18 protein-coding genes are annotated in these 17,077 nt (G+C 46.3%); 10 read left to right on the top strand and 8 right to left on the bottom strand.

The features are described 5' to 3' along the window. Nucleotides 1-90 precede the first annotated feature (90 nt). Nucleotides 91-783 carry a porin family protein gene (locus tag DWW23_RS09725; protein WP_122353075.1) on the top strand — a complete coding sequence of 231 codons (693 nt, stop codon included), beginning with the start codon at nt 91-93 and terminating at the stop codon, nt 781-783. A 29-nt stretch (nt 784-812) separates the two neighbouring features. Next, nucleotides 813-1,961 (top strand): BamA/TamA family outer membrane protein, encoded by a 1,149-nt coding sequence (locus DWW23_RS09720; protein ID WP_233564297.1) that lies wholly within the window; start codon nt 813-815, stop codon nt 1,959-1,961. A gap of 396 nt (nt 1,962-2,357) precedes the next feature. Here DWW23_RS09720 and DWW23_RS09705 read toward each other — a convergent pair whose 3' ends face one another. Continuing rightward, complete coding sequence (locus DWW23_RS09705) at nt 2,358-3,083, bottom strand: toxin-antitoxin system YwqK family antitoxin (protein WP_004293712.1); 726 nt, start codon at nt 3,081-3,083, stop codon at nt 2,358-2,360. A 245-nt stretch (nt 3,084-3,328) separates the two neighbouring features. Between DWW23_RS09705 and erm(F) the strand changes: the two genes are divergently transcribed. Then, complete coding sequence (erm(F), locus tag DWW23_RS09700; protein WP_004295323.1) at nt 3,329-4,129, top strand: 23S rRNA (adenine(2058)-N(6))-methyltransferase Erm(F); 801 nt, start codon at nt 3,329-3,331, stop codon at nt 4,127-4,129. 197 nt (nt 4,130-4,326) lie between these two features. On the opposite strand, the gene mobV is transcribed toward erm(F), so the two are convergent. Beyond that, entirely contained in the window at nt 4,327-5,694 is a 1,368-nt protein-coding gene (gene mobV / locus DWW23_RS09695) for a MobV family relaxase (RefSeq protein ID WP_008999098.1), read from the bottom strand. A gap of 107 nt (nt 5,695-5,801) precedes the next feature. Here mobV and DWW23_RS26420 point away from each other — a divergent pair, with 107 nt between their 5' ends. Beyond that, nucleotides 5,802-6,119, top strand: a complete 318-nt coding sequence (locus DWW23_RS26420; protein ID WP_155272781.1) for a hypothetical protein — start codon at nt 5,802-5,804, stop codon at nt 6,117-6,119. A gap of 167 nt (nt 6,120-6,286) precedes the next feature. Here the strand turns inward: DWW23_RS26420 and DWW23_RS09685 are convergent, their stop codons facing one another. From DWW23_RS09685 to DWW23_RS09670, 4 genes are all read right to left on the bottom strand, one after another. Continuing rightward, nucleotides 6,287-6,679 carry a hypothetical protein gene (locus DWW23_RS09685; RefSeq protein ID WP_004293707.1) on the bottom strand — a complete coding sequence of 131 codons (393 nt, stop codon included), beginning with the start codon at nt 6,677-6,679 and terminating at the stop codon, nt 6,287-6,289. A 17-nt stretch (nt 6,680-6,696) separates the two neighbouring features. Continuing rightward, nucleotides 6,697-7,929 carry a site-specific integrase gene (locus DWW23_RS09680; RefSeq protein ID WP_004293706.1) on the bottom strand — a complete coding sequence of 411 codons (1,233 nt, stop codon included), beginning with the start codon at nt 7,927-7,929 and terminating at the stop codon, nt 6,697-6,699. Nucleotides 7,930-8,438: 509 nt separating this feature from the next. Then, nucleotides 8,439-9,314 (bottom strand): NAD kinase, encoded by an 876-nt coding sequence (locus DWW23_RS09675; RefSeq protein WP_122353073.1) that lies wholly within the window; start codon nt 9,312-9,314, stop codon nt 8,439-8,441. Between the two features lie 106 nt (nt 9,315-9,420). Further along, entirely contained in the window at nt 9,421-10,080 is a 660-nt protein-coding gene (locus tag DWW23_RS09670; protein ID WP_122353072.1) for a CBS domain-containing protein, read from the bottom strand. Nucleotides 10,081-10,165: 85 nt separating this feature from the next. Here DWW23_RS09670 and DWW23_RS09665 point away from each other — a divergent pair, with 85 nt between their 5' ends. The 6 genes from DWW23_RS09665 to DWW23_RS09640 all read left to right on the top strand — a co-directional run bounded on the left by DWW23_RS09665 (nt 10,166) and on the right by DWW23_RS09640 (nt 14,758). After that, a complete protein-coding gene (locus DWW23_RS09665; RefSeq protein ID WP_122353071.1) occupies nt 10,166-10,882 on the top strand; it encodes a pyridoxine 5'-phosphate synthase in 717 nt (238 codons plus the stop codon). Nucleotides 10,883-10,918: 36 nt separating this feature from the next. Further along, nucleotides 10,919-11,629 (top strand): MotA/TolQ/ExbB proton channel family protein, encoded by a 711-nt coding sequence (locus DWW23_RS09660; RefSeq protein WP_122353070.1) that lies wholly within the window; start codon nt 10,919-10,921, stop codon nt 11,627-11,629. A gap of 85 nt (nt 11,630-11,714) precedes the next feature. Beyond that, nucleotides 11,715-12,125, top strand: coding sequence for a biopolymer transporter ExbD (locus tag DWW23_RS09655; protein WP_007658774.1), 411 nt, complete (start codon nt 11,715-11,717; stop codon nt 12,123-12,125). A 91-nt stretch (nt 12,126-12,216) separates the two neighbouring features. Then, a complete protein-coding gene (locus tag DWW23_RS09650; RefSeq protein ID WP_122353069.1) occupies nt 12,217-13,053 on the top strand; it encodes an energy transducer TonB in 837 nt (278 codons plus the stop codon). 90 nt (nt 13,054-13,143) lie between these two features. Continuing rightward, complete coding sequence (locus tag DWW23_RS09645) at nt 13,144-13,689, top strand: DJ-1 family glyoxalase III (RefSeq protein ID WP_122353068.1); 546 nt, start codon at nt 13,144-13,146, stop codon at nt 13,687-13,689. A gap of 157 nt (nt 13,690-13,846) precedes the next feature. Then, on the top strand, nt 13,847-14,758 hold the full coding sequence (locus DWW23_RS09640) for a DMT family transporter (RefSeq protein ID WP_122353067.1): 912 nt from the start codon (nt 13,847-13,849) through the stop codon (nt 14,756-14,758). An 87-nt stretch (nt 14,759-14,845) separates the two neighbouring features. Here DWW23_RS09640 and DWW23_RS09635 read toward each other — a convergent pair whose 3' ends face one another. Both DWW23_RS09635 and DWW23_RS09630 read right to left on the bottom strand, forming a co-directional pair. Continuing rightward, nucleotides 14,846-16,495: a Gfo/Idh/MocA family protein gene (locus DWW23_RS09635; protein ID WP_122353066.1), complete on the bottom strand. Its 1,650-nt coding sequence runs from the start codon at nt 16,493-16,495 to the stop codon at nt 14,846-14,848. A 4-nt stretch (nt 16,496-16,499) separates the two neighbouring features. Next, nucleotides 16,500-17,006 (bottom strand): DoxX family membrane protein, encoded by a 507-nt coding sequence (locus DWW23_RS09630; protein ID WP_122353065.1) that lies wholly within the window; start codon nt 17,004-17,006, stop codon nt 16,500-16,502. Between the last annotated feature and the right edge of the window lie 71 nt (nt 17,007-17,077).

Raw genomic sequence — 17,077 nt, 5'->3', positions numbered from 1 at the left:
TTCGTCCAACTTTCAATCTAAAAGACCTTTTGCCATCCTATCCCCCGCTCTACTTTTGCATAAGTTTAAAAACGAATAAATAAAACAAAAATGAGAAGACAGAAAATGTTAATGCTCGCGTTACTCCTGGCCGGAATAAACATGATATCCGGCAGTGCGCAAACTACGAACAATCAAAAGCCAGAAGAGGGAACACAAGAAGGCAAACAGAATAAAAAGATCGAAATATCCGGCGGAGTCCTGGTAGAAAGCAACTATTCCAGCTTCGTCCATTCCGGAATAGGGGGTGGAAAAAGCGTAATGAAGCCGGGCGTAACGACAGGAGGATTTCTGAATCTGGGAATTTCCAAACATTTCTCAATCCAACCGGAACTTTTACTCCACTACAAAGAATCTGAATTCGACCGTAACAACCAAAACGGCATTTATCGCTATTGGGGAATGGAAATTCCTATTTATGCGATGTATCACACTAAATTAAAGAATGGGCACCGCATCCACATCGGGATTGGCCCTTATACGGAGTTCGGCCTCGACGCTTCATTAAAAAGAGAAGGGGAAAAAATCGACCTCTACGAAAAAAATACAGAAAGCGGAACACCTGTCATGCGGGATTCAAACTCAGGCTTCGGTATTATAAACAGTTACGAGTTTCCTTTCGGACTCCTGATAAATGTAAGTTACAAGATAAGCATATCCAATCTGCTGGATGCGAATGAAAGTTCTGCGGCATTGCACCCACAAACATTTAGCCTGGGCTTCGCCTACTGTTTCCGGAAATAAAAGTAAACCAACATCCAAACACACAAAAGATGAAACTTAAGTTTTTATTTCTTTTTATTTTCTCCGCTTCTATGGCCATGCCTCTTTATTCACAACAAGATAGTATCTATATAGAGAAAAAGGACGGCGCTCTGAAAAAATACTGGAATAGCTTTATACATGGTAATGTAGACCGCACTTTTGAAAGAAAAATAGATATGAGTTATGCCGTAGCTCCTTCCTATACCCGCGAAGGCAGCTTCGGAGTCGGAGGAATGGCTACCGGATTATATCGTCTGGACCGTAAGGATTCGATCATGCAGCCTTCCGACATTACCCTGACAGGCAATATTTCTATAAACGGCTTCTATACACTTACAGCGACAGGCAACAACCATTTCAAAGGAAACAGGTCGCGCTTATCCTATAGCCTTGAATTTGCCCGTAAAACGCTTAACTTCTGGGGAGTTTCTTATGAAGGGTGTGCCATGAATCCTTTATCCGAATATACCCGGCAACAGATAAGATGGGAATCCGATTATGTTTATAAACTAAGTAAACAATTCTATATCGGAGCCGCCTTCAATCTCAATTATGCAGATTTATCCGATATAAAAGACATCTCTTACCTGGAAGGGCAAAAGCAGAGTTATTTTTTTACAGGTCTGGGTATTTCACTTCAGTATGATACCCGCGATTTTATACTAAATCCGAAAAGGGGCATTTATATCATGTTCAAAGAAGTGATATATCCTGAGTTCTTAGGCAGTTTCAATAAAACACTGTTCAGTACCAACTTTATATTCGATATCTATCAGAAAGTATGGCCCGGAGGTATAATAGCCGGAGATATTTACGGACAATTCAATAAAAAGCACACACCCTGGCCTTTACGGGAAGAACTAGGTAGCGGCGGTTTCCGTATGCGTGGTTATTACGGGGGACGTTACATCGATTGTAATCAGCTGACTGCCCAAGTGGAATTACGCCAACACATATTTAATCGCCTGGGTTGTGTGGCGTGGATTGGAACCGGCAGCGTATTTCCTGAACTGAAAAAATTCAACTGTAAGCATATCTTACCCAACTACGGGCTGGGATTACGAATCGAATTTAAACATAATGTAAATGCCCGTATAGATTACGGTTTTGGGAAAGATACAGGAGGATTTGTATTCAACTTCGCAGAAGCTTTTTAAGAGTTTTATAAACGCAAAAAAGGCTATCTTCACAGACAGCCAATCTTCATTGTTAACCTTAAATCTAATACCATGAAAAACACAGTGCAAATATAGAGGTTTTATGTTATGCAGCATAATGTTTTGCTTGTTTTTCTCATCTATTTAATACAGTTTAACAAAAACCTGCTACAAAACATATTTTAGATTTTTCTCGGTTTGACTTAACCGATTGAGAAATAAACTTTTAGCGAATTATTTGAGAAATAGAAGTAACGATTTAGCAACTGTGCGAATTTCAGCGTTTTGCGTTGCTATGCTGTCAAATAACTCTTTCATTTGCAAATATAACATCTTTTTCCGAAAGTACGAACTTTCGGTGGCAATTTTATAAAATCAACTTGCGAAAAAAGAAAATCATTCATCCCATTCATGGGTTGTGTCATCGGTGGCGTTGTACTGTTTCCAACGTCCCGATTTCTCGCCGTCGGTGTATTGCCCCTCGATGGTTATATAGGGTTTTCCGTCCCGTGTCGATTCCACACGATAAAAGCCGTCAAGTTTTCCGTTACGGTAGTGTCGTGTAGTCCTGCTGCGAAGCGTGCGCCCATCCTCGAATATTTCCCATTCCTCACCCTCTTTTTTGCCGTCTATATAATGAGATTCAAAAATCTGCTCACCCGTCTTGCTGTCAAAGCGGCGTTCCCGTCCGCTCTCCACACTCTGCCTATACTCCTTTTCGATTTCTATTTTGCCGTTACGAAAATAGGTCTTTACAGTTCCGTCTATCTTGCCTTGCTGCATGGGTGTTTCTTTTCGGGGAGTAACGCCATCTTGGTAATACTCCGTGAATATGCCGTTGCGCTTTCCTTTGGCATATATGCCCGATTCACGCAGTACCCCATCACGATAGCGGAGATAATCACCGTTTATTATGCCGTCGGAAAGTTTAACACGCTCCTCGTCAAGCCCTCGTATAATGCGATATTCTCCCTGCAACGGCTGTTTACTGCCTTTTTCATAATAGACCGTGCGCCGTGCGTTATCCGTTATAGTCTGTAAATCGTCCCATTTTACTATTTGTTGTGCGGAAGCCGTGCCACACAATAGCAAAAAGAGGTATAGTGTTAATATTCTATTCATTGTATTTTTGCTTTTCGAGGTTGATAACGGTTCTCAGCTATACGCAGGCAGGGATTTTAACCACTGAACTTCCTACGAAGAACTGAACTTTAAATTTACCACTTAACTGTCCTACGAAGCACGAAACCCCTGCTTGCGTATAGGTGATGTTATGCGGTCGGTTTTCATTTTCTCTTCTTTCTCGTTAATTTCTGCTGCAAAGTTACTAAATTTGCAGTCAAGTATTCACCTGTAAGAAGTTACTAATGACAAAAAAGAAATTGCCCGTTCGTTTTACGGGTCAGCACTTTACTATTGATAAAGTGCTAATAAAAGATGCAATAAGACAAGCAAATATAAGTAATCAGGATACGGTTTTAGATATTGGGGCAGGCAAGGGGTTTCTTACTGTTCATTTATTAAAAATCGCCAACAATGTTGTTGCTATTGAAAACGACACAGCTTTGGTTGAACATTTACGAAAATTATTTTCTGATGCCCGAAATGTTCAAGTTGTCGGTTGTGATTTTAGGAATTTTGCAGTTCCGAAATTTCCTTTCAAAGTGGTGTCAAATATTCCTTATGGCATTACTTCCGATATTTTCAAAATCCTGATGTTTGAGAGTCTTGGAAATTTTCTGGGAGGTTCCATTGTCCTTCAGTTAGAACCTACACAAAAGTTATTTTCGAGGAAGCTTTACAATCCATATACCGTTTTCTATCATACTTTTTTTGATTTGAAACTTGTCTATGAGGTAGGTCCTGAAAGTTTCTTTCCACCGCCAACTGTCAAATCAGCCCTGTTAAACATTAAAAGAAAACAGTTATTTTTTGATTTTAAGTTTAAAGCCAAATACTTAGCATTTATTTCCTGTCTGTTAGAGAAACCTGATTTATCTGTAAAAACAGCTTTAAAGTCGATTTTCAGGAAAAGTCAGGTCAGGTCAATTTCGGAAAAATTCGGTTTAAACCTTAATGCTCAAATTGTTTGTTTGTCTCCAAGTCAATGGGTAAACTGTTTTTTGGAAATGCTGGAAGTTGTCCCTGAAAAATTTCATCCTTCGTAGTTCAAAGTCGGGTGGTTGTCAAGATGATTTTTCTGGTTTGGTGTCGTCTTTTAAGCTGCCGCATAACATTGTGCTAACAGCGAAATCGGCTGTTATTTTCTTCAAGTATATCACCTTGCGAACAAATATAAAAAAAGTGCAGTACACCACGAACAGCGTACCGCACTTTTTTCGGCAAATCGGGCAGGATTTAACATTTATAGCTTGAATCCCTTGCCTTTCCTTTGCGGTTGTATAGGTCGGCGTATGTTCTGCCTTAACTTCTCGAACTGTTCCTTGAACCACTCGGCAATGGGCTTTCGGTCGATGGCAAGAACCAATTTAGTCCCGTCCGTGGGGTCTTTCAGCACTTGGAAACCTGCCCTTTCGGTCGTGAATTTCCGTCCGTGTTCCTCCGAGTAGAGTTCCCCTGCATACTCCAACGGCTTTCCCTTGACGAGCGTTGCGGTCTGCCTTTCATCGAACCCGACAAGGCGGCAGAGGTTTTCGATACGGAGCATTTCACGGAAATAGGGAAACCATGCTGCCGCCCTTGCGATTACCGTTTTCAGAAACGATATTTCCTGCTTGTGCCTTGTGTCCTTGTCGGCTATCTCCCTGCCGTGCTTTTGCTGCATTTCCCGTATCTCCCTGCTGTGGTCTGCCTGCATGGTCTGTATCCTATCTTGCAGGGCTTCGATGGTTTCCTCGTGGTCGGCTACCTCCTTATGCAGGGCGGTGTTCTCCCTTTCCAGCGTCTTGACCTTGTTACTGCCGAAAAGAGAACCGACGCTCTCGGCGATGTTGGCGGCTGCGGTGGTTGCCGCCCCTTTCAGCTTCTCGGTCTGTATTTCTTTTTTCGCCCGTCTTAGTTCCTCCTGTGCCGTTTCTTTCTGCTGCTGCAAATCCACCACTTCCGCTTTGAGGTCGTCGGAGAGTTTCTGTATATCCCGATAATACTGCTGCGTGGACTTGTGGCGAGCTTTCGAGCCGTCTATGCCCCTTTGCAGCCCGTATTTCGCCATCGCCACGGCATAGGTATCTTGGTAGGACTTCAATTTCAGCCGTGTCATAATATCGTCTGCGCACAGCCTCACGGTGTCGGTCGGCTTCTTGCGGTATCGCTTCTTCGTCTGTTCCTCCCTTTTCCTGCGCTTGCGCTCTCCCTTGACGATGGGGACGAGTGTAACGTGTATGTGCGGCGTTTCCTCGTCCCTGTGCAGGTGAGCCGCCACGATGTTCTCCTTTCCGAACGTGTCGGCGAAGTATTTCAGATTGTCGGCGCACCACTCGTCCAAACGCCCCTCTTCCTCTATCCGCTTCATGTCCTCGTGCGTTCCCGATACGTTGATGCGGATTGCCCGTACTTGGTTGCTTCCGATTTTGCGTGTCAGCCCCGCTTCTTCTAATCTCTGCTGTATAGCCGCCGAACGGTCTTTTATCCCGTCGGGGTATTCGATAAGCCTGCGGTTTAGGTGCGTGCGTGTGGGGTCGGCGTTCTTCGGTATGATGAAACGCTCGATATGTGCGGTCGTTCCGCTGTCGCTGCCGTGCGCCTTTTCCATGTGTAAAACTACGAAACCCATATATTTTTCCTTTCTTCCTTGACTTGTGAAACAATGATTTTTCGTATCTTCGGGGCGGCAAATGCCGTCCCCGATGGGGTGTGCAGAGGGGCTTACCCCTTGCCTTATTGGGGAATTTTCAGCGATACGTAGTATTGCGGCTCGGAAAATTCCCTAATAAGCTACGGTATTTTCTCCGTAAATACCCTGCGGCGTGCCGTCTGCCTGCCCGTCTGCCTTTCGGCTATGGCTGTCCCTGCCGCCTGCTTGCCCGTAACCCCACCTTATTTTTTTCCTTTCGGTCGGTGGGTGGCGGGGCGGTCGTTTCCGTTTTCAAAGGCTCTTTTGCACGGGGCGGTCGGATACAAGGTTTTCCCGATAAATACGCTCGCAGCGAAGCGAGAGGAAGATTTATTGGGAAACGGCGCAGCCGCCTGACCTTTTAGCCGACGTAAAGCCCCGTGCTTGCTTTGCCTTTGTAAACGAAAACGATTGCTCCGCTTTCCTCTGAAAAGAGAAATAGACCCTGCAATATATATCACCATAGTGATAGGTTTGCATGTTTGCATGCTGGTATGCTGGTACGTTTGCATGTTGGTATGTTGGTATATCATCATGCTTTCCAACGGCTGTTGGGCTTGCCGTCCGAAACAACCGACACGAATACCGTCGTTTTCTCTTTTCGCCCGTGTATAATCCTCTCTAATAATGCCCTGCGGACTTTCGCCGCCCCGAACGATTCGACACGGAAAGCGAGGGCGGCTATCGTTTCGAGGTTGTAAACCTCCGCGCTGTATTTGTCCGATAGGCGGATAATGTGCTTTATGTCATATATAGATAAAACTCCGCTTTTGCAGAGTGCCTTTATCCCTGCCCTAACCGTCGGGGCGATAACCCCGAACAGTTCGCAGATTTCCCGCTCGGTCATGGCGGTTGCGCCTATATCGCTCGGCAGGGAGATATTGCCCTGCCCGTCCATCGTGATAATGTTCCTTTCTTCTTTCATCGGTATTCTGTTCTTAATTAGATGGCTCGGCAGATATTCTTCTCCATATCTTCCAACTTGTGCGACAAGGTTTCCATGTCTTGGCTTATCTTCTGGGCGGTGATTTTGGCGTAAATTTGGGTGGTCTTTATGTTCGTGTGCCCCAAAAGGCGGCTCACCGTTTCGATGGGTACGCCGTGCGACAGAAGTACGGTCGTGGCGTTCGTGTGGCGTGCGACATGGTAGGTCAAGCGTACCTTGAAGCCGCATTGTCTGCCTATATCTTTGAGTATCTTGTTACAACTGCCGTTGTTCGGAACGGGGAAAACATGACCGTCCCTTGCCAGCCCCTTGTACTTCTCGATGATACGCTTGGGAACGTCCAAAAGGCGGATGTTCGATTCGGTGTTGGTCTTCTTTCTTCGGGTGATTATCCACAGGTTGCCGTCGAAGAATGTTTGCAGGCGGTCGGCGGTGAGGTTCTTCACGTCCGAATACGCCAAACCCGTGAAAACAGAAAAGACGAACAAGTCCCGTACAAGCTCGTGGGTGGCGTTCTTCATCGGTGCGTTCATGAGCGTCTGTATCTCCGTTTGGGTGAGGTAGCCCCTGTCCACGCTTTCGGGAGAGTTGATATATCCCGCAAAGGGATTAAAGGGCAAACGCCCGTCGTTCCTCGCTATGGAAACGATGTGTTTCAACACAATCATGTAGCCCCACACGGTATTGGTGCGGCATTTCTTCTCCGTGCGCAGAAAATACTCGAAGTCGTTGATGAACGTGAGGTTGAGTTCCTTTAATGGAATATCCTCACGCTTGTAGGTATGGGGCAGGAACTCCCGAATATGGTTGCAGACCGTCCGATAACGGGTAAATGTACCCTGCGCCCTGCTGTGCCCGACTTTCTTCTCGAACTCGGCGTTGTGCTGCTCGAACAGCTTCAGCAAAGTTTCCTGCTTGACGCCGATACCGAGATAGGCGTCTTTGAGTTTGGCGGCGGTAACATAACCGTCCGTCTGCATTAACTCTTGATAGCGGCGGTTTACTTCCACACGGATTTTATCTACCGCAAGGTTGATTCTCTGCGCTTCGACGCTCTTGCCCGAAGCACGGTTGTTCTTCACGTCCCACAGCCGTGGGGGAACGTCCATCTTGCAACTGAACTGTTTAATCTCGCCGTCCACCGTGATACGGCACATTAAAGGCAGGTTGCCGTTCGGCTTCTCGCTGCCTTTCTTCACGTAAAATAATACCTTGAATGTACTACGCATAACTCACTCCTTTTTTTGGTTACAAAATTAGTTATTAGTGAGTTACCGACTGCTATGCAAAATTACGCAAATCGCAGAAACAGAACCATTTAGCAAGAAATTCACACCCGTTACGGGGGTAATGAGGTGGTAACTGAACTTCTGCGCTGTTTGGCTTCGAGGTGGTATTTCGTTGGCTCTGTCCCATAGAAAAACAAAGCGTAACGAACGCTGTATCAGCTAATTCGCTACGTTTTACCCAAATTTACTTTTTCGCTATGTGTTTATTTTATAAGCATAAAACATGAGCATAAGACAAGGAACCCTATAAACGCAAAAAAGGCTATCCATCACGGACAGCCAATCTTCATTGTTAACCTTAAATCTAATACCATGAAAAACACGATGCAAATATAGAGATTTTATGTTATGTAGCATAATGTTTCACTTGGAAATCTCATTTATTTAACCACGTTTAACAAATACATGCTATAAAACATCTTTTTAGAGCAGTTTTACACCCTATATCCCTACTTCATTCGTGCATCGGCTCCCCACATCAGCTTCTCGCGAAGTGTCTGATAGAAGGTATGATTATATCTTTTTATCACTTTCGTGGTATAATCAGCTTTCGTTATCGTCAACTGAATGCCTGCCGGAAAGATTTCCGAACGGCCGTCCAAGGAGATCAGAAAAGATTTGTTCCGGCTTTCCACCCCTAGCGTGATCGTATAATTATCCGGAATGATCAGTGGGCGCACATTCAGAGAATGAGGCGCGACCGGACTCAATACCAGATTCTTGCTTTGAGGAATGATGATCGGGCCGTTCACACTCATGGAATATGCCGTCGAGCCAGTCGGCGTTGCGATCAGCAGACCGTCGGCCTGATAAGAAGCCAGGTATTCATCATTCAGAGAAGTATGGATCGTGATCATCGAAGAGGTATCGCGCTTCAAAATCGCAATCTCATTCAGGGCATAATTATAACCGCGAAACACCCGCCCTTCCGTATGAAGCCGCAACAAGGTGCGCTCTTCTATCTTATAATAGTTCTTGAACAATTCGTCCAGTGTATCCTCGATGTCATTTCCTCCCACATCGGCAAGAAACCCCAACCGTCCGGTATTAATACCCAGGATAGGAATATCCTGACGGTTCACACGGGCAGCCGTCCGCAGGAACGTACCGTCGCCACCTACACTCAGGGCAACATCGAGATCAAAATGATCGTCCGTCAGCAATCCTGCAACGGGAGGTTCATAATTCAGACCATCAGCCAGAAAATTATAAAAACGGACATCCACATAGATCTCCGCCTCCTGCGATATCAGCTTTTCAAACAGCCGTTTTATCTGGCTTTGTTTCTCAACCTGATACTCGCTGCCAAAAATACCTACCTTCATAAAACAGTCTTTTAAGTTGACAGTTGACAGTTGACAGTTGACAGTTGACAGTTTTATATTGTTCTTCTAATAAACTGTCAACTGTCACTTGTCAACTGTCAACTGATTAAATGTTCATATAATGTAGCAACTCGTTCATCCGCTGTTGCAACAGATCATCCACCATCCCTTTTTCCATGAAATAATAGAGGACGGTATAATTGAAACGCTCGAAACTACGGATCACCGGCGAAGCATCCTCCAGGTCGATCTTAATAATAAGATGCAACCTTCCGGTATCTTTATCCGTGTACGAAAGCAGATTCAATACATGTGCATTGTTCGATTCGACCAAGCGGGCAATATCCGTCAGCGAATAATCCTGCGGCATCACCTCGAGGACAAACACACTGCCTGAAGTCTCGGCATTACACAATTCCGAAAGAATATCGATCAGTTTCTCTCTCGTAATCGCTCCCCGGTATTCACCCTCCGGACTGACCACCGGCAGCAGGCTCAACTGATAGCGGGCGATCAGTGCAAGCGCCTCATGGATATGTGTATTCTCCATCACACTGGGAGCAAACAGAACCGGCTCGCCAATCGTTGCCGCAAGATCAGGCATAGCCATCAGATCCTTTTCCGAGATCAGGCAACGGTATATCCCTTCGCTCAACAAAGGCAGATGTTTTAACTTAAAATCATCCATCAATGCTAATGCGTATTCCCCTGTGTCAAAACTTTTTAACACGGGAAGTTCCTTCGTTATGAAATCTTTCACCAACATTATTCTGTTAATTCCCTTAATTCTGCTAAATTTGCCGATACTTTTGTGCAAATGTAATGAAAGAAAAAAGATATAACGATATACGATGACAAATTTAAGTGTAAACATTAACAAGGTTGCAACCATCCGTAACGCACGCGGAGGTAACATGCCTGACATTTTAAAAGTAGCTCAGGATTGCGAAAATTTCGGTGCACAAGGAATTACGGTCCATCCACGTCCGGACGAACGACATATCAAATACAGTGACGTGTACGCGTTGAAACCTCTTATCAGGACAGAATTTAACATTGAAGGGTATCCCTGTAACAATTTTATAGACCTGGTATTAAAGGTGAGGCCAACACAAGTAACACTGGTTCCGGATGCACCCGATGCCGTCACCTCCAATGCCGGCTGGGATGTAAAGGCAAACTTCGACCTGCTGAGTGAACTGGTCGATACGTTCACCGCACAGGGAATCCGCACCTCTATCTTCGTAGGGACCGACCTGGCCAACATCGAACTGGCGGCAAAAACAGGTACCGACCGCATCGAGCTGTATACAGAGCCTTATGCAACCAATTACCCGGTGAACAAGGAAGAAGCCGTCGCTCCTTTCGTTGCTGCCGCACAACTGGCAAAGAATCTGGGAATGGGAGTCAATGCAGGCCATGACCTGAGCCTGGAAAACCTGGCCTGGTTCAGTCAGAACATACCCTGGCTGGAAGAAGTATCCATCGGCCATGCCCTGATCTGCGATGCGTTGTATCACGGATTACAGGAAACCATTTCATTATACAAAGCATGCTTGCAACAATAATAACGAACTAATATTAACGAATAAGTATACAAATCTATGAGCATTTTACTTTCCCTACAAGCAGTAGGGGCACAGACAGCAGAGCAGATGCCGGATCTGACGGCAGTAACAGTCCCCACTGAAGCAGAGATCAATGTAATAGACCTTGCGTTCAAAGGAGGGTGGATCATGATTGTACTATTGCTGTTATCCTTAATGGCAGGTTACATCTTTATCCAGCGTTTATTAGTTATCCGCCGTGCGGGTAAAGAAGATCAGAATTTCATGAACCGTATCAAAGACTATATCCACGAAGGGAAAGTCGATTCGGCACTGAACCTGTGCCGCAGCACCAATACCCCTTCCGCCCGTATGATCGAAAAGGGTATCACCCGCCTGGGCCGCCCGATGAACGATGTACTCGTTGCTATCGAAAACGTGGGTAACCTAGAAATTGCGAAACTCGAAAAAGGCTTCCCGCTGATCGCTACGACAGCTGCCGGAGCTCCTATGTTGGGTTTCCTCGGAACGGTAACCGGTATGGTACGCGCCTTCTTCGATATGGCGAATGCCGGAACGAATGTAGACGTTTCCTTACTGTCAGGAGGTATTTATGAAGCACTTGTAACAACCGTCGGTGGTCTGGTAGTCGGTATCATCACCCTGTTCGCTTACAACTACCTGGTTTCTCAGGTCGACAACGTGGTGAACAAGATGGAAGCCCGCACCATGGAATTTATGGATTTATTGAACGAACCAGCAAACTAGTTGACAGATGACAATTGACAGGTGACAGTTTTTTGTCATCAATTTACCTGTCAACTGTCAACTATCAACTGTCAATTGAATAAATATGGCACTAAAACGAAGAACAAAAGTAAACGAAGCCTTCAGCATGGCATCCATGACCGACGTCATATTCCTGCTGTTGATCTTCTTTATGGTCACCTCTACGGTAGTCATTCCGAATGCCATCAAGGTAACATTGCCGCAGGCGAAGAAGCAGACGGCAGCCAAACCGCTCACGCGGGTTACCATCGATGCCAACCTGAATTACTACGTAGCATTCGGTAACCAGCGGGAAACGCAGGTCACGTTCGACGAGATCACCCCGTTCCTGCAAGACAGTTACGCAAAAGAGCCCGAAATGTTCGTCGCCCTTTATGCAGACGAGACAGTTCCTTATAAAGAAATCGTAAAGATCCTGAACATAGCGAACGAAAATAAATTCAAGATGGTGCTTGCCACCAGAGCACAAAAATAGTTGACAGTTGATAGTTGACAGTTGACAGGTAAATAAATAACTGAGCCGCCAACTGTCAACTGTCACTTGTCAACTGTCAACTGAATAAAGTATGAAATTCAACAAAGATGACATATACAGTATAACCGGTTCGGTCGCATTCCACCTGGCGATCTTCCTGATCCTGTTGTTCACGGTACTACGTACGGAAATTCCGGAAGAAGATGGGGGTGTCCTTGTCAACTTCGGGAATGTAAACTCCGCCGCCGGTACCTTCGAACCGAAATATACCGGACAGGAACTGCCCCAGGAGACGACCACTCCTCCACCTCCACCCACTCCGCCGGTAGAAACACCGAAAGAGGAAGTGATCACGCAGGACATCGAAGAAAGTGTTGCCATAGCAGACGCTAAGAAGAAAGAAGAGCAACGCAAGAAAGAAGAAGAGCGTAAACGGAAAGAGGAAGAAGATCGCCGCAAACGGGAAGAGGCCGAAAAGAAACGCCTGGAAGAAGAACGTCGCAAGAAAGAGCAGGCCATCAGCAACCGTGTAGCCGGAGCATTCGGCATCGGCGGCGCTGAAGGGAACAGCCAGGGCGATGCAGAAAGCGGTGCAGGCAACCAGGGAAGTCCGTTCGGCAACTCCGACCACGGAGCTAACGAAGGCGTAGGAGGTTACGGTTCATTCAACCTGAACGGTCGTTCTATCGGAGCCGGAGGCTTGCCCCGCCCCGCTTACACGATCCAGGAAGAAGGAAAGATCGTGATCAACATTACGGTAGACCCGAAAGGGAATGTGATATTTGCAGAAATAGGAAGAGGTACCAACATCGACAACGCTTCCATGCGTAAGAGTGCCCTGGATGCCGCCAAACGTGCGAAGTTCAACAGCATCAGCGGAGCGAACAACCAGAGCGGTACGATCACCTACGTATATAAACTTAAATAAGATGACAGTTGACAAGTGACAGTTGACAGTTTTGTCACTATTAACTGTCACTTGTCAACTATCAACTGTCAACTAAAAAAAGGAGATAATATGAAGAAAGCAATTGTATTTTTAGCCAACGGCTTCGAAGAAATGGAAGCCCTGGGCACAGTCGATATCCTGCGCCGCGGAGGTATCGAAGTAACAACTGTTTCCATCACTGACAATCCTGTTGTAACAGGGGCACACAATGTTCCGGTTACTGCCGATACGACGCTGGGAAAAGTAGACCTGGCCGGAGCCGATGCGCTTGTACTGCCCGGTGGCATGCCCGGAGCATCCAACCTGAACGACTCGGAACCGGTAAAAGAAGCCTTATTGCAGCAATACCGTGAAGGCCGTACCATAGCCGCCATCTGTGCAGCTCCAATGGTACTGGGCGGACTGGGCCTGTTGAAAGGTCGTAACGCTACCTGCTACCCCGGATTTGAACCGAAGCTGATCGGCGCCAATGCGACCGGCGAGATCGTGGAAGTTTCCGACAACGTCATCACCGGCAAAGGCCCGGGACTGGTCATGGATTTTGCCCTGGCTATCGTTACAGCCCTCAAAGGAGAAGCCGTAGCCGAAGAGGTTGCCGCAGGACTATTGATTTAATCATCTGAAATAATATTTAAGAGAGGATAAGTCAAAAAGACGATATTTACCGGACGCAGACGAGCGCAGATTAACGCGACATCTGCGTCCGGTTTATTTGTTTTGACACACCTTCTTTTTTTGTATATTTGCAGCCGTTTTAGCAAAAGGTAAAAAGATGAACAATAATTTGAAAGGATTCGCATACGGCATTGCCACTTCGGCTACATTCGGTTTGATACCATTATTTACTCTGCCGCTTATGGCGAAAGGGATGCAGTTCGATTCGATCCTGTTCTATCGTTTTCTTTTTGCGTCGATAGCCCTTATCGGTATCATGGCAGTGAAAAAAGAATCCATGCGCATCGATAAAAGAGATATTCCCGTACTGATCCTGCTCGGCTTCTTTTACACGGCATCCGCCATGTTCCTTTTCTGGGGATATAATTTCATGTCGGCAGGGATAGCCACTACATTACATTTCACCTATCCGATTTTCGTCACCCTTGTCATGCTGGTGTTTTTCCGCGAAAAGACATCGTGGGTCACACTGCTGGCGATCTGCCTGGCGATCTGCGGGGTCGCACGCCTGTCTATCAACGAGGGGGAAATGAAACTGAGCGCATTGGGGGTCTTTATCGTACTGCTGTCGGCTGTCGGTTACGCCCTCTATATCACTACGGTCAATAAATCGAGAGTACACAATATGACAGGGAGGAAACTGACGTTCTATGTATTCATTGTCAGCACCCTCCTGTTTGCCGTTAAAGCAAGTACCAACGAAGGCATCCAGCCCATCCCCGACGCCGTGTCGGTAGTCAACCTGATATTGCTGGCCGTTGTCCCGACCGTCATCTCCAATATCACACTCGTACTCGCCGTCCATAATATCGGCGGGACACTCACTGCCGTACTGGGGGCAATGGAGCCTGTCACTGCCGTTTTCGTCGGCGTGCTGGTGTTCGGCGAGCCGTTCACATTCAATCTAGCTATGGGTATTCTGCTTATTATCATCGCCGTAACGATGATCATCCTCTCCAAAACAATACAAAAATCTTTGCGTAATTTACGCAGGACACTGATCCGTTAAAGATAACTTCCGGTCGTCTATAAAAAAATAAAAAGGGCAGCGTCATATGAAGACGCTGCCCTTTCTCTTTTATCTGTTTTTATCAGATTACCCTTTCACGATCTCTTCTTTTTCCTTATCCCAATACATCGTACGTCCTTCCAGATAAGCATGTGTACCCATGTGGGCGGTCATGGCTTCCTGGAATGCAGCATCGATGTTACAGCTGGGTTGTTTTCCCTGGCGGATACATTCCAGCCATTCGCGGATATGGAGGTGAGTCGTGTCATAACGCTTACCGCTTACATATGTATAAAGCAGACCGCGTTGAGCGAAGTACAACTCCGTAGGCGACGTAATGGCATCCACCGAATTTTGTCCCGGTATATAGGTATAGAACGGTTCGTTCGGTTTGATGATCCCCTTGTCGATCTTGTCTTTATAAATCTCAGAAGCAGGATCGGCTTTCAAAGTGATCGTATTGGACAATTCCATCTGGGCATCGTGTCCCATGATCACTTTTCCACGCGGACGGTTGCTTGCCAACGTGGCACTATACAACATCGTCATATCGCGGTCAGGAAATTCAAAGGTGGTCTGCAATACATCCGGCACGGTACGTCCGTCCTTGAAGAAGTAGACACCACCGGAAGAGGTTGCCGAATGAGGAATACCTACACCGAATATCTGGTTGATCGCATCATATTCGTGTGTCAGCAAGTCACCGCTCAGTCCCGTACTGTAATCCCACCAGCAACGCCAGCGGAAGAAACGTTCCAGGCTGAACTTGTCGCGGGGATCAGGACCGATATACCGCTGCAGGTTGTTCGATGTCATATAGTCGGTATATTCCTTGATACGTTCTTCCGGTCCCTCGAACTGTTTCCAGTCGATCGTATCGGGAGAAGCACCTTCTATCAGCGGATAAACCCAGGCTCCGTTCGGATCGTTACGGTTGGTACAAACCTCGATCAACGAAACTTTACCGATCAGCCCCTTGTCGATGATCTCCTTGGCACGGATATAACTGTCGGTCTGTCGTCCCTGATGACCTAACTGGAACACGATACCGGTCTCCTTCACCACCTGACGAACCGCATACGTTTCGGGAACCGTCCATGAAAGCGGTTTCTCTACATAGACATGTTTACCGGCTTTGGCAGCTTCCATCGCCATCGTACTGTGCCAATGGTCGGGAGTAGCAATGATCACGGCATCGATATCGTCTGCCGCCAACAGTTCTTTATAGGTTCTGTAACGTGTCGGACGTTTACCGAACTTGCCGTTCGAACCTTCCCTGTGAATATTAGAAGCCGTCAGTGCAGCCGCTTCGCCGTACACATCGAAGATATCGCATACGCCGGTCACTTCGATATTCAGGTCGTCCTGCTCCAGGAACTGCTCGTAACGTTTATCTTTACTATCATTTTTAGCCCCTTCGATCAATCCGTCGATCCAGGAAGGTTCGGCAAAACCTGCCGCACGCATCAACTGTTTACCGCGGATACCGAAACCGATCATCCCGATACGTATCTTTTTCCCATCCGGCTGGGCGGGAATCATACGATGTTCCTGATCGAAACGGAAAGCGCTACCCAGGCTCTTCGCTTCCTTATCGTGTTTCTGTTTCCTGTAGACGCCATAACCCAACGCTCCCAGCACAGGGATGGTTGCCAATGTTTTCAGGGCATTACGGCGGCCTTCCGATTCAGGCCCTTTATTATCTTTCGGAGTATTATTATTGTTCTCTGTTGCCATGATATTACATTAATTTGAGTTTAGACAATAAGGGGATCGCTCTTTTCAGGTAACGGTCCAGCCCGATAATATGAGAGGTGGGGAAAGCCAACAATACTGCCAGCGCAGCCATCTCGACCAGATTCTTGTCTATCCACAGATATGAACCTTCAAACGGCATCATATATTGTGCACCGATAAAAGAAGGGTGGGAAAGGTAATAAAACGCAAGCAATATCATTGCTCCGATAGAAGAGAGTTTGCTGAAAGCACCTGTTATCAGTCCGAGACCGATTAACAGCAGCGCCCATTCGTTCAGCGCATTAACCATGTTCATCATAGCCGGATCACTAGCCAATCCAGCAAAAAAGTCAGACATAAAACCTTTGGAATCCAGGAGGTAAGGAAGCGATGTCCATTTAGGATTCAGGATCTTCACCAGTCCTTCGTAGGCAAAATGCCAGCCAATGAATAATCGCAGGACAACCATCGCGGTCAGCTGCGCAGAAGTGTAAGAATCTTTCTGTATCATTTCATGTATTTGATTTAACCTCGCAAATATAGGGATAAAATCCGGAGATAAAAGAAATGAAAAGATTTATG

Origin of the sequence: Parabacteroides sp. AF14-59 (assembly GCF_003479515.1) — a bacterium.
GTDB lineage: Bacteria > Bacteroidota > Bacteroidia > Bacteroidales > Tannerellaceae > Parabacteroides > Parabacteroides faecis.
This window is presented reverse-complemented; position numbering and strand designations above follow the sequence as displayed.

What these genes read in the sequence shown, in the direction of transcription:
- DWW23_RS09725 (WP_122353075.1), top strand. Translation starts at nt 91, where the DNA reads ATGAGAAGACAGAAAATGTTAATGCTCGCGTTACTCCTGGCCGGAATA.
- DWW23_RS09720 (WP_233564297.1), top strand. Translation starts at nt 813, where the DNA reads ATGAAACTTAAGTTTTTATTTCTTTTTATTTTCTCCGCTTCTATGGCC.
- DWW23_RS09705 (WP_004293712.1), bottom strand. Translation starts at nt 3,083, where the DNA reads ATGAATAGAATATTAACACTATACCTCTTTTTGCTATTGTGTGGCACG.
- mobV (WP_008999098.1), bottom strand. Translation starts at nt 5,694, where the DNA reads ATGGGTTTCGTAGTTTTACACATGGAAAAGGCGCACGGCAGCGACAGC.
- DWW23_RS09685 (WP_004293707.1), bottom strand. Translation starts at nt 6,679, where the DNA reads ATGAAAGAAGAAAGGAACATTATCACGATGGACGGGCAGGGCAATATC.
- DWW23_RS09680 (WP_004293706.1), bottom strand. Translation starts at nt 7,929, where the DNA reads ATGCGTAGTACATTCAAGGTATTATTTTACGTGAAGAAAGGCAGCGAG.
- DWW23_RS09675 (WP_122353073.1), bottom strand. Translation starts at nt 9,314, where the DNA reads ATGAAGGTAGGTATTTTTGGCAGCGAGTATCAGGTTGAGAAACAAAGC.
- DWW23_RS09670 (WP_122353072.1), bottom strand. Translation starts at nt 10,080, where the DNA reads ATGTTGGTGAAAGATTTCATAACGAAGGAACTTCCCGTGTTAAAAAGT.
- DWW23_RS09665 (WP_122353071.1), top strand. Translation starts at nt 10,166, where the DNA reads ATGACAAATTTAAGTGTAAACATTAACAAGGTTGCAACCATCCGTAAC.
- DWW23_RS09660 (WP_122353070.1), top strand. Translation starts at nt 10,919, where the DNA reads ATGAGCATTTTACTTTCCCTACAAGCAGTAGGGGCACAGACAGCAGAG.
- DWW23_RS09655 (WP_007658774.1), top strand. Translation starts at nt 11,715, where the DNA reads ATGGCACTAAAACGAAGAACAAAAGTAAACGAAGCCTTCAGCATGGCA.
- DWW23_RS09650 (WP_122353069.1), top strand. Translation starts at nt 12,217, where the DNA reads ATGAAATTCAACAAAGATGACATATACAGTATAACCGGTTCGGTCGCA.
- DWW23_RS09645 (WP_122353068.1), top strand. Translation starts at nt 13,144, where the DNA reads ATGAAGAAAGCAATTGTATTTTTAGCCAACGGCTTCGAAGAAATGGAA.
- DWW23_RS09640 (WP_122353067.1), top strand. Translation starts at nt 13,847, where the DNA reads ATGAACAATAATTTGAAAGGATTCGCATACGGCATTGCCACTTCGGCT.
- DWW23_RS09635 (WP_122353066.1), bottom strand. Translation starts at nt 16,495, where the DNA reads ATGGCAACAGAGAACAATAATAATACTCCGAAAGATAATAAAGGGCCT.
- DWW23_RS09630 (WP_122353065.1), bottom strand. Translation starts at nt 17,006, where the DNA reads ATGATACAGAAAGATTCTTACACTTCTGCGCAGCTGACCGCGATGGTT.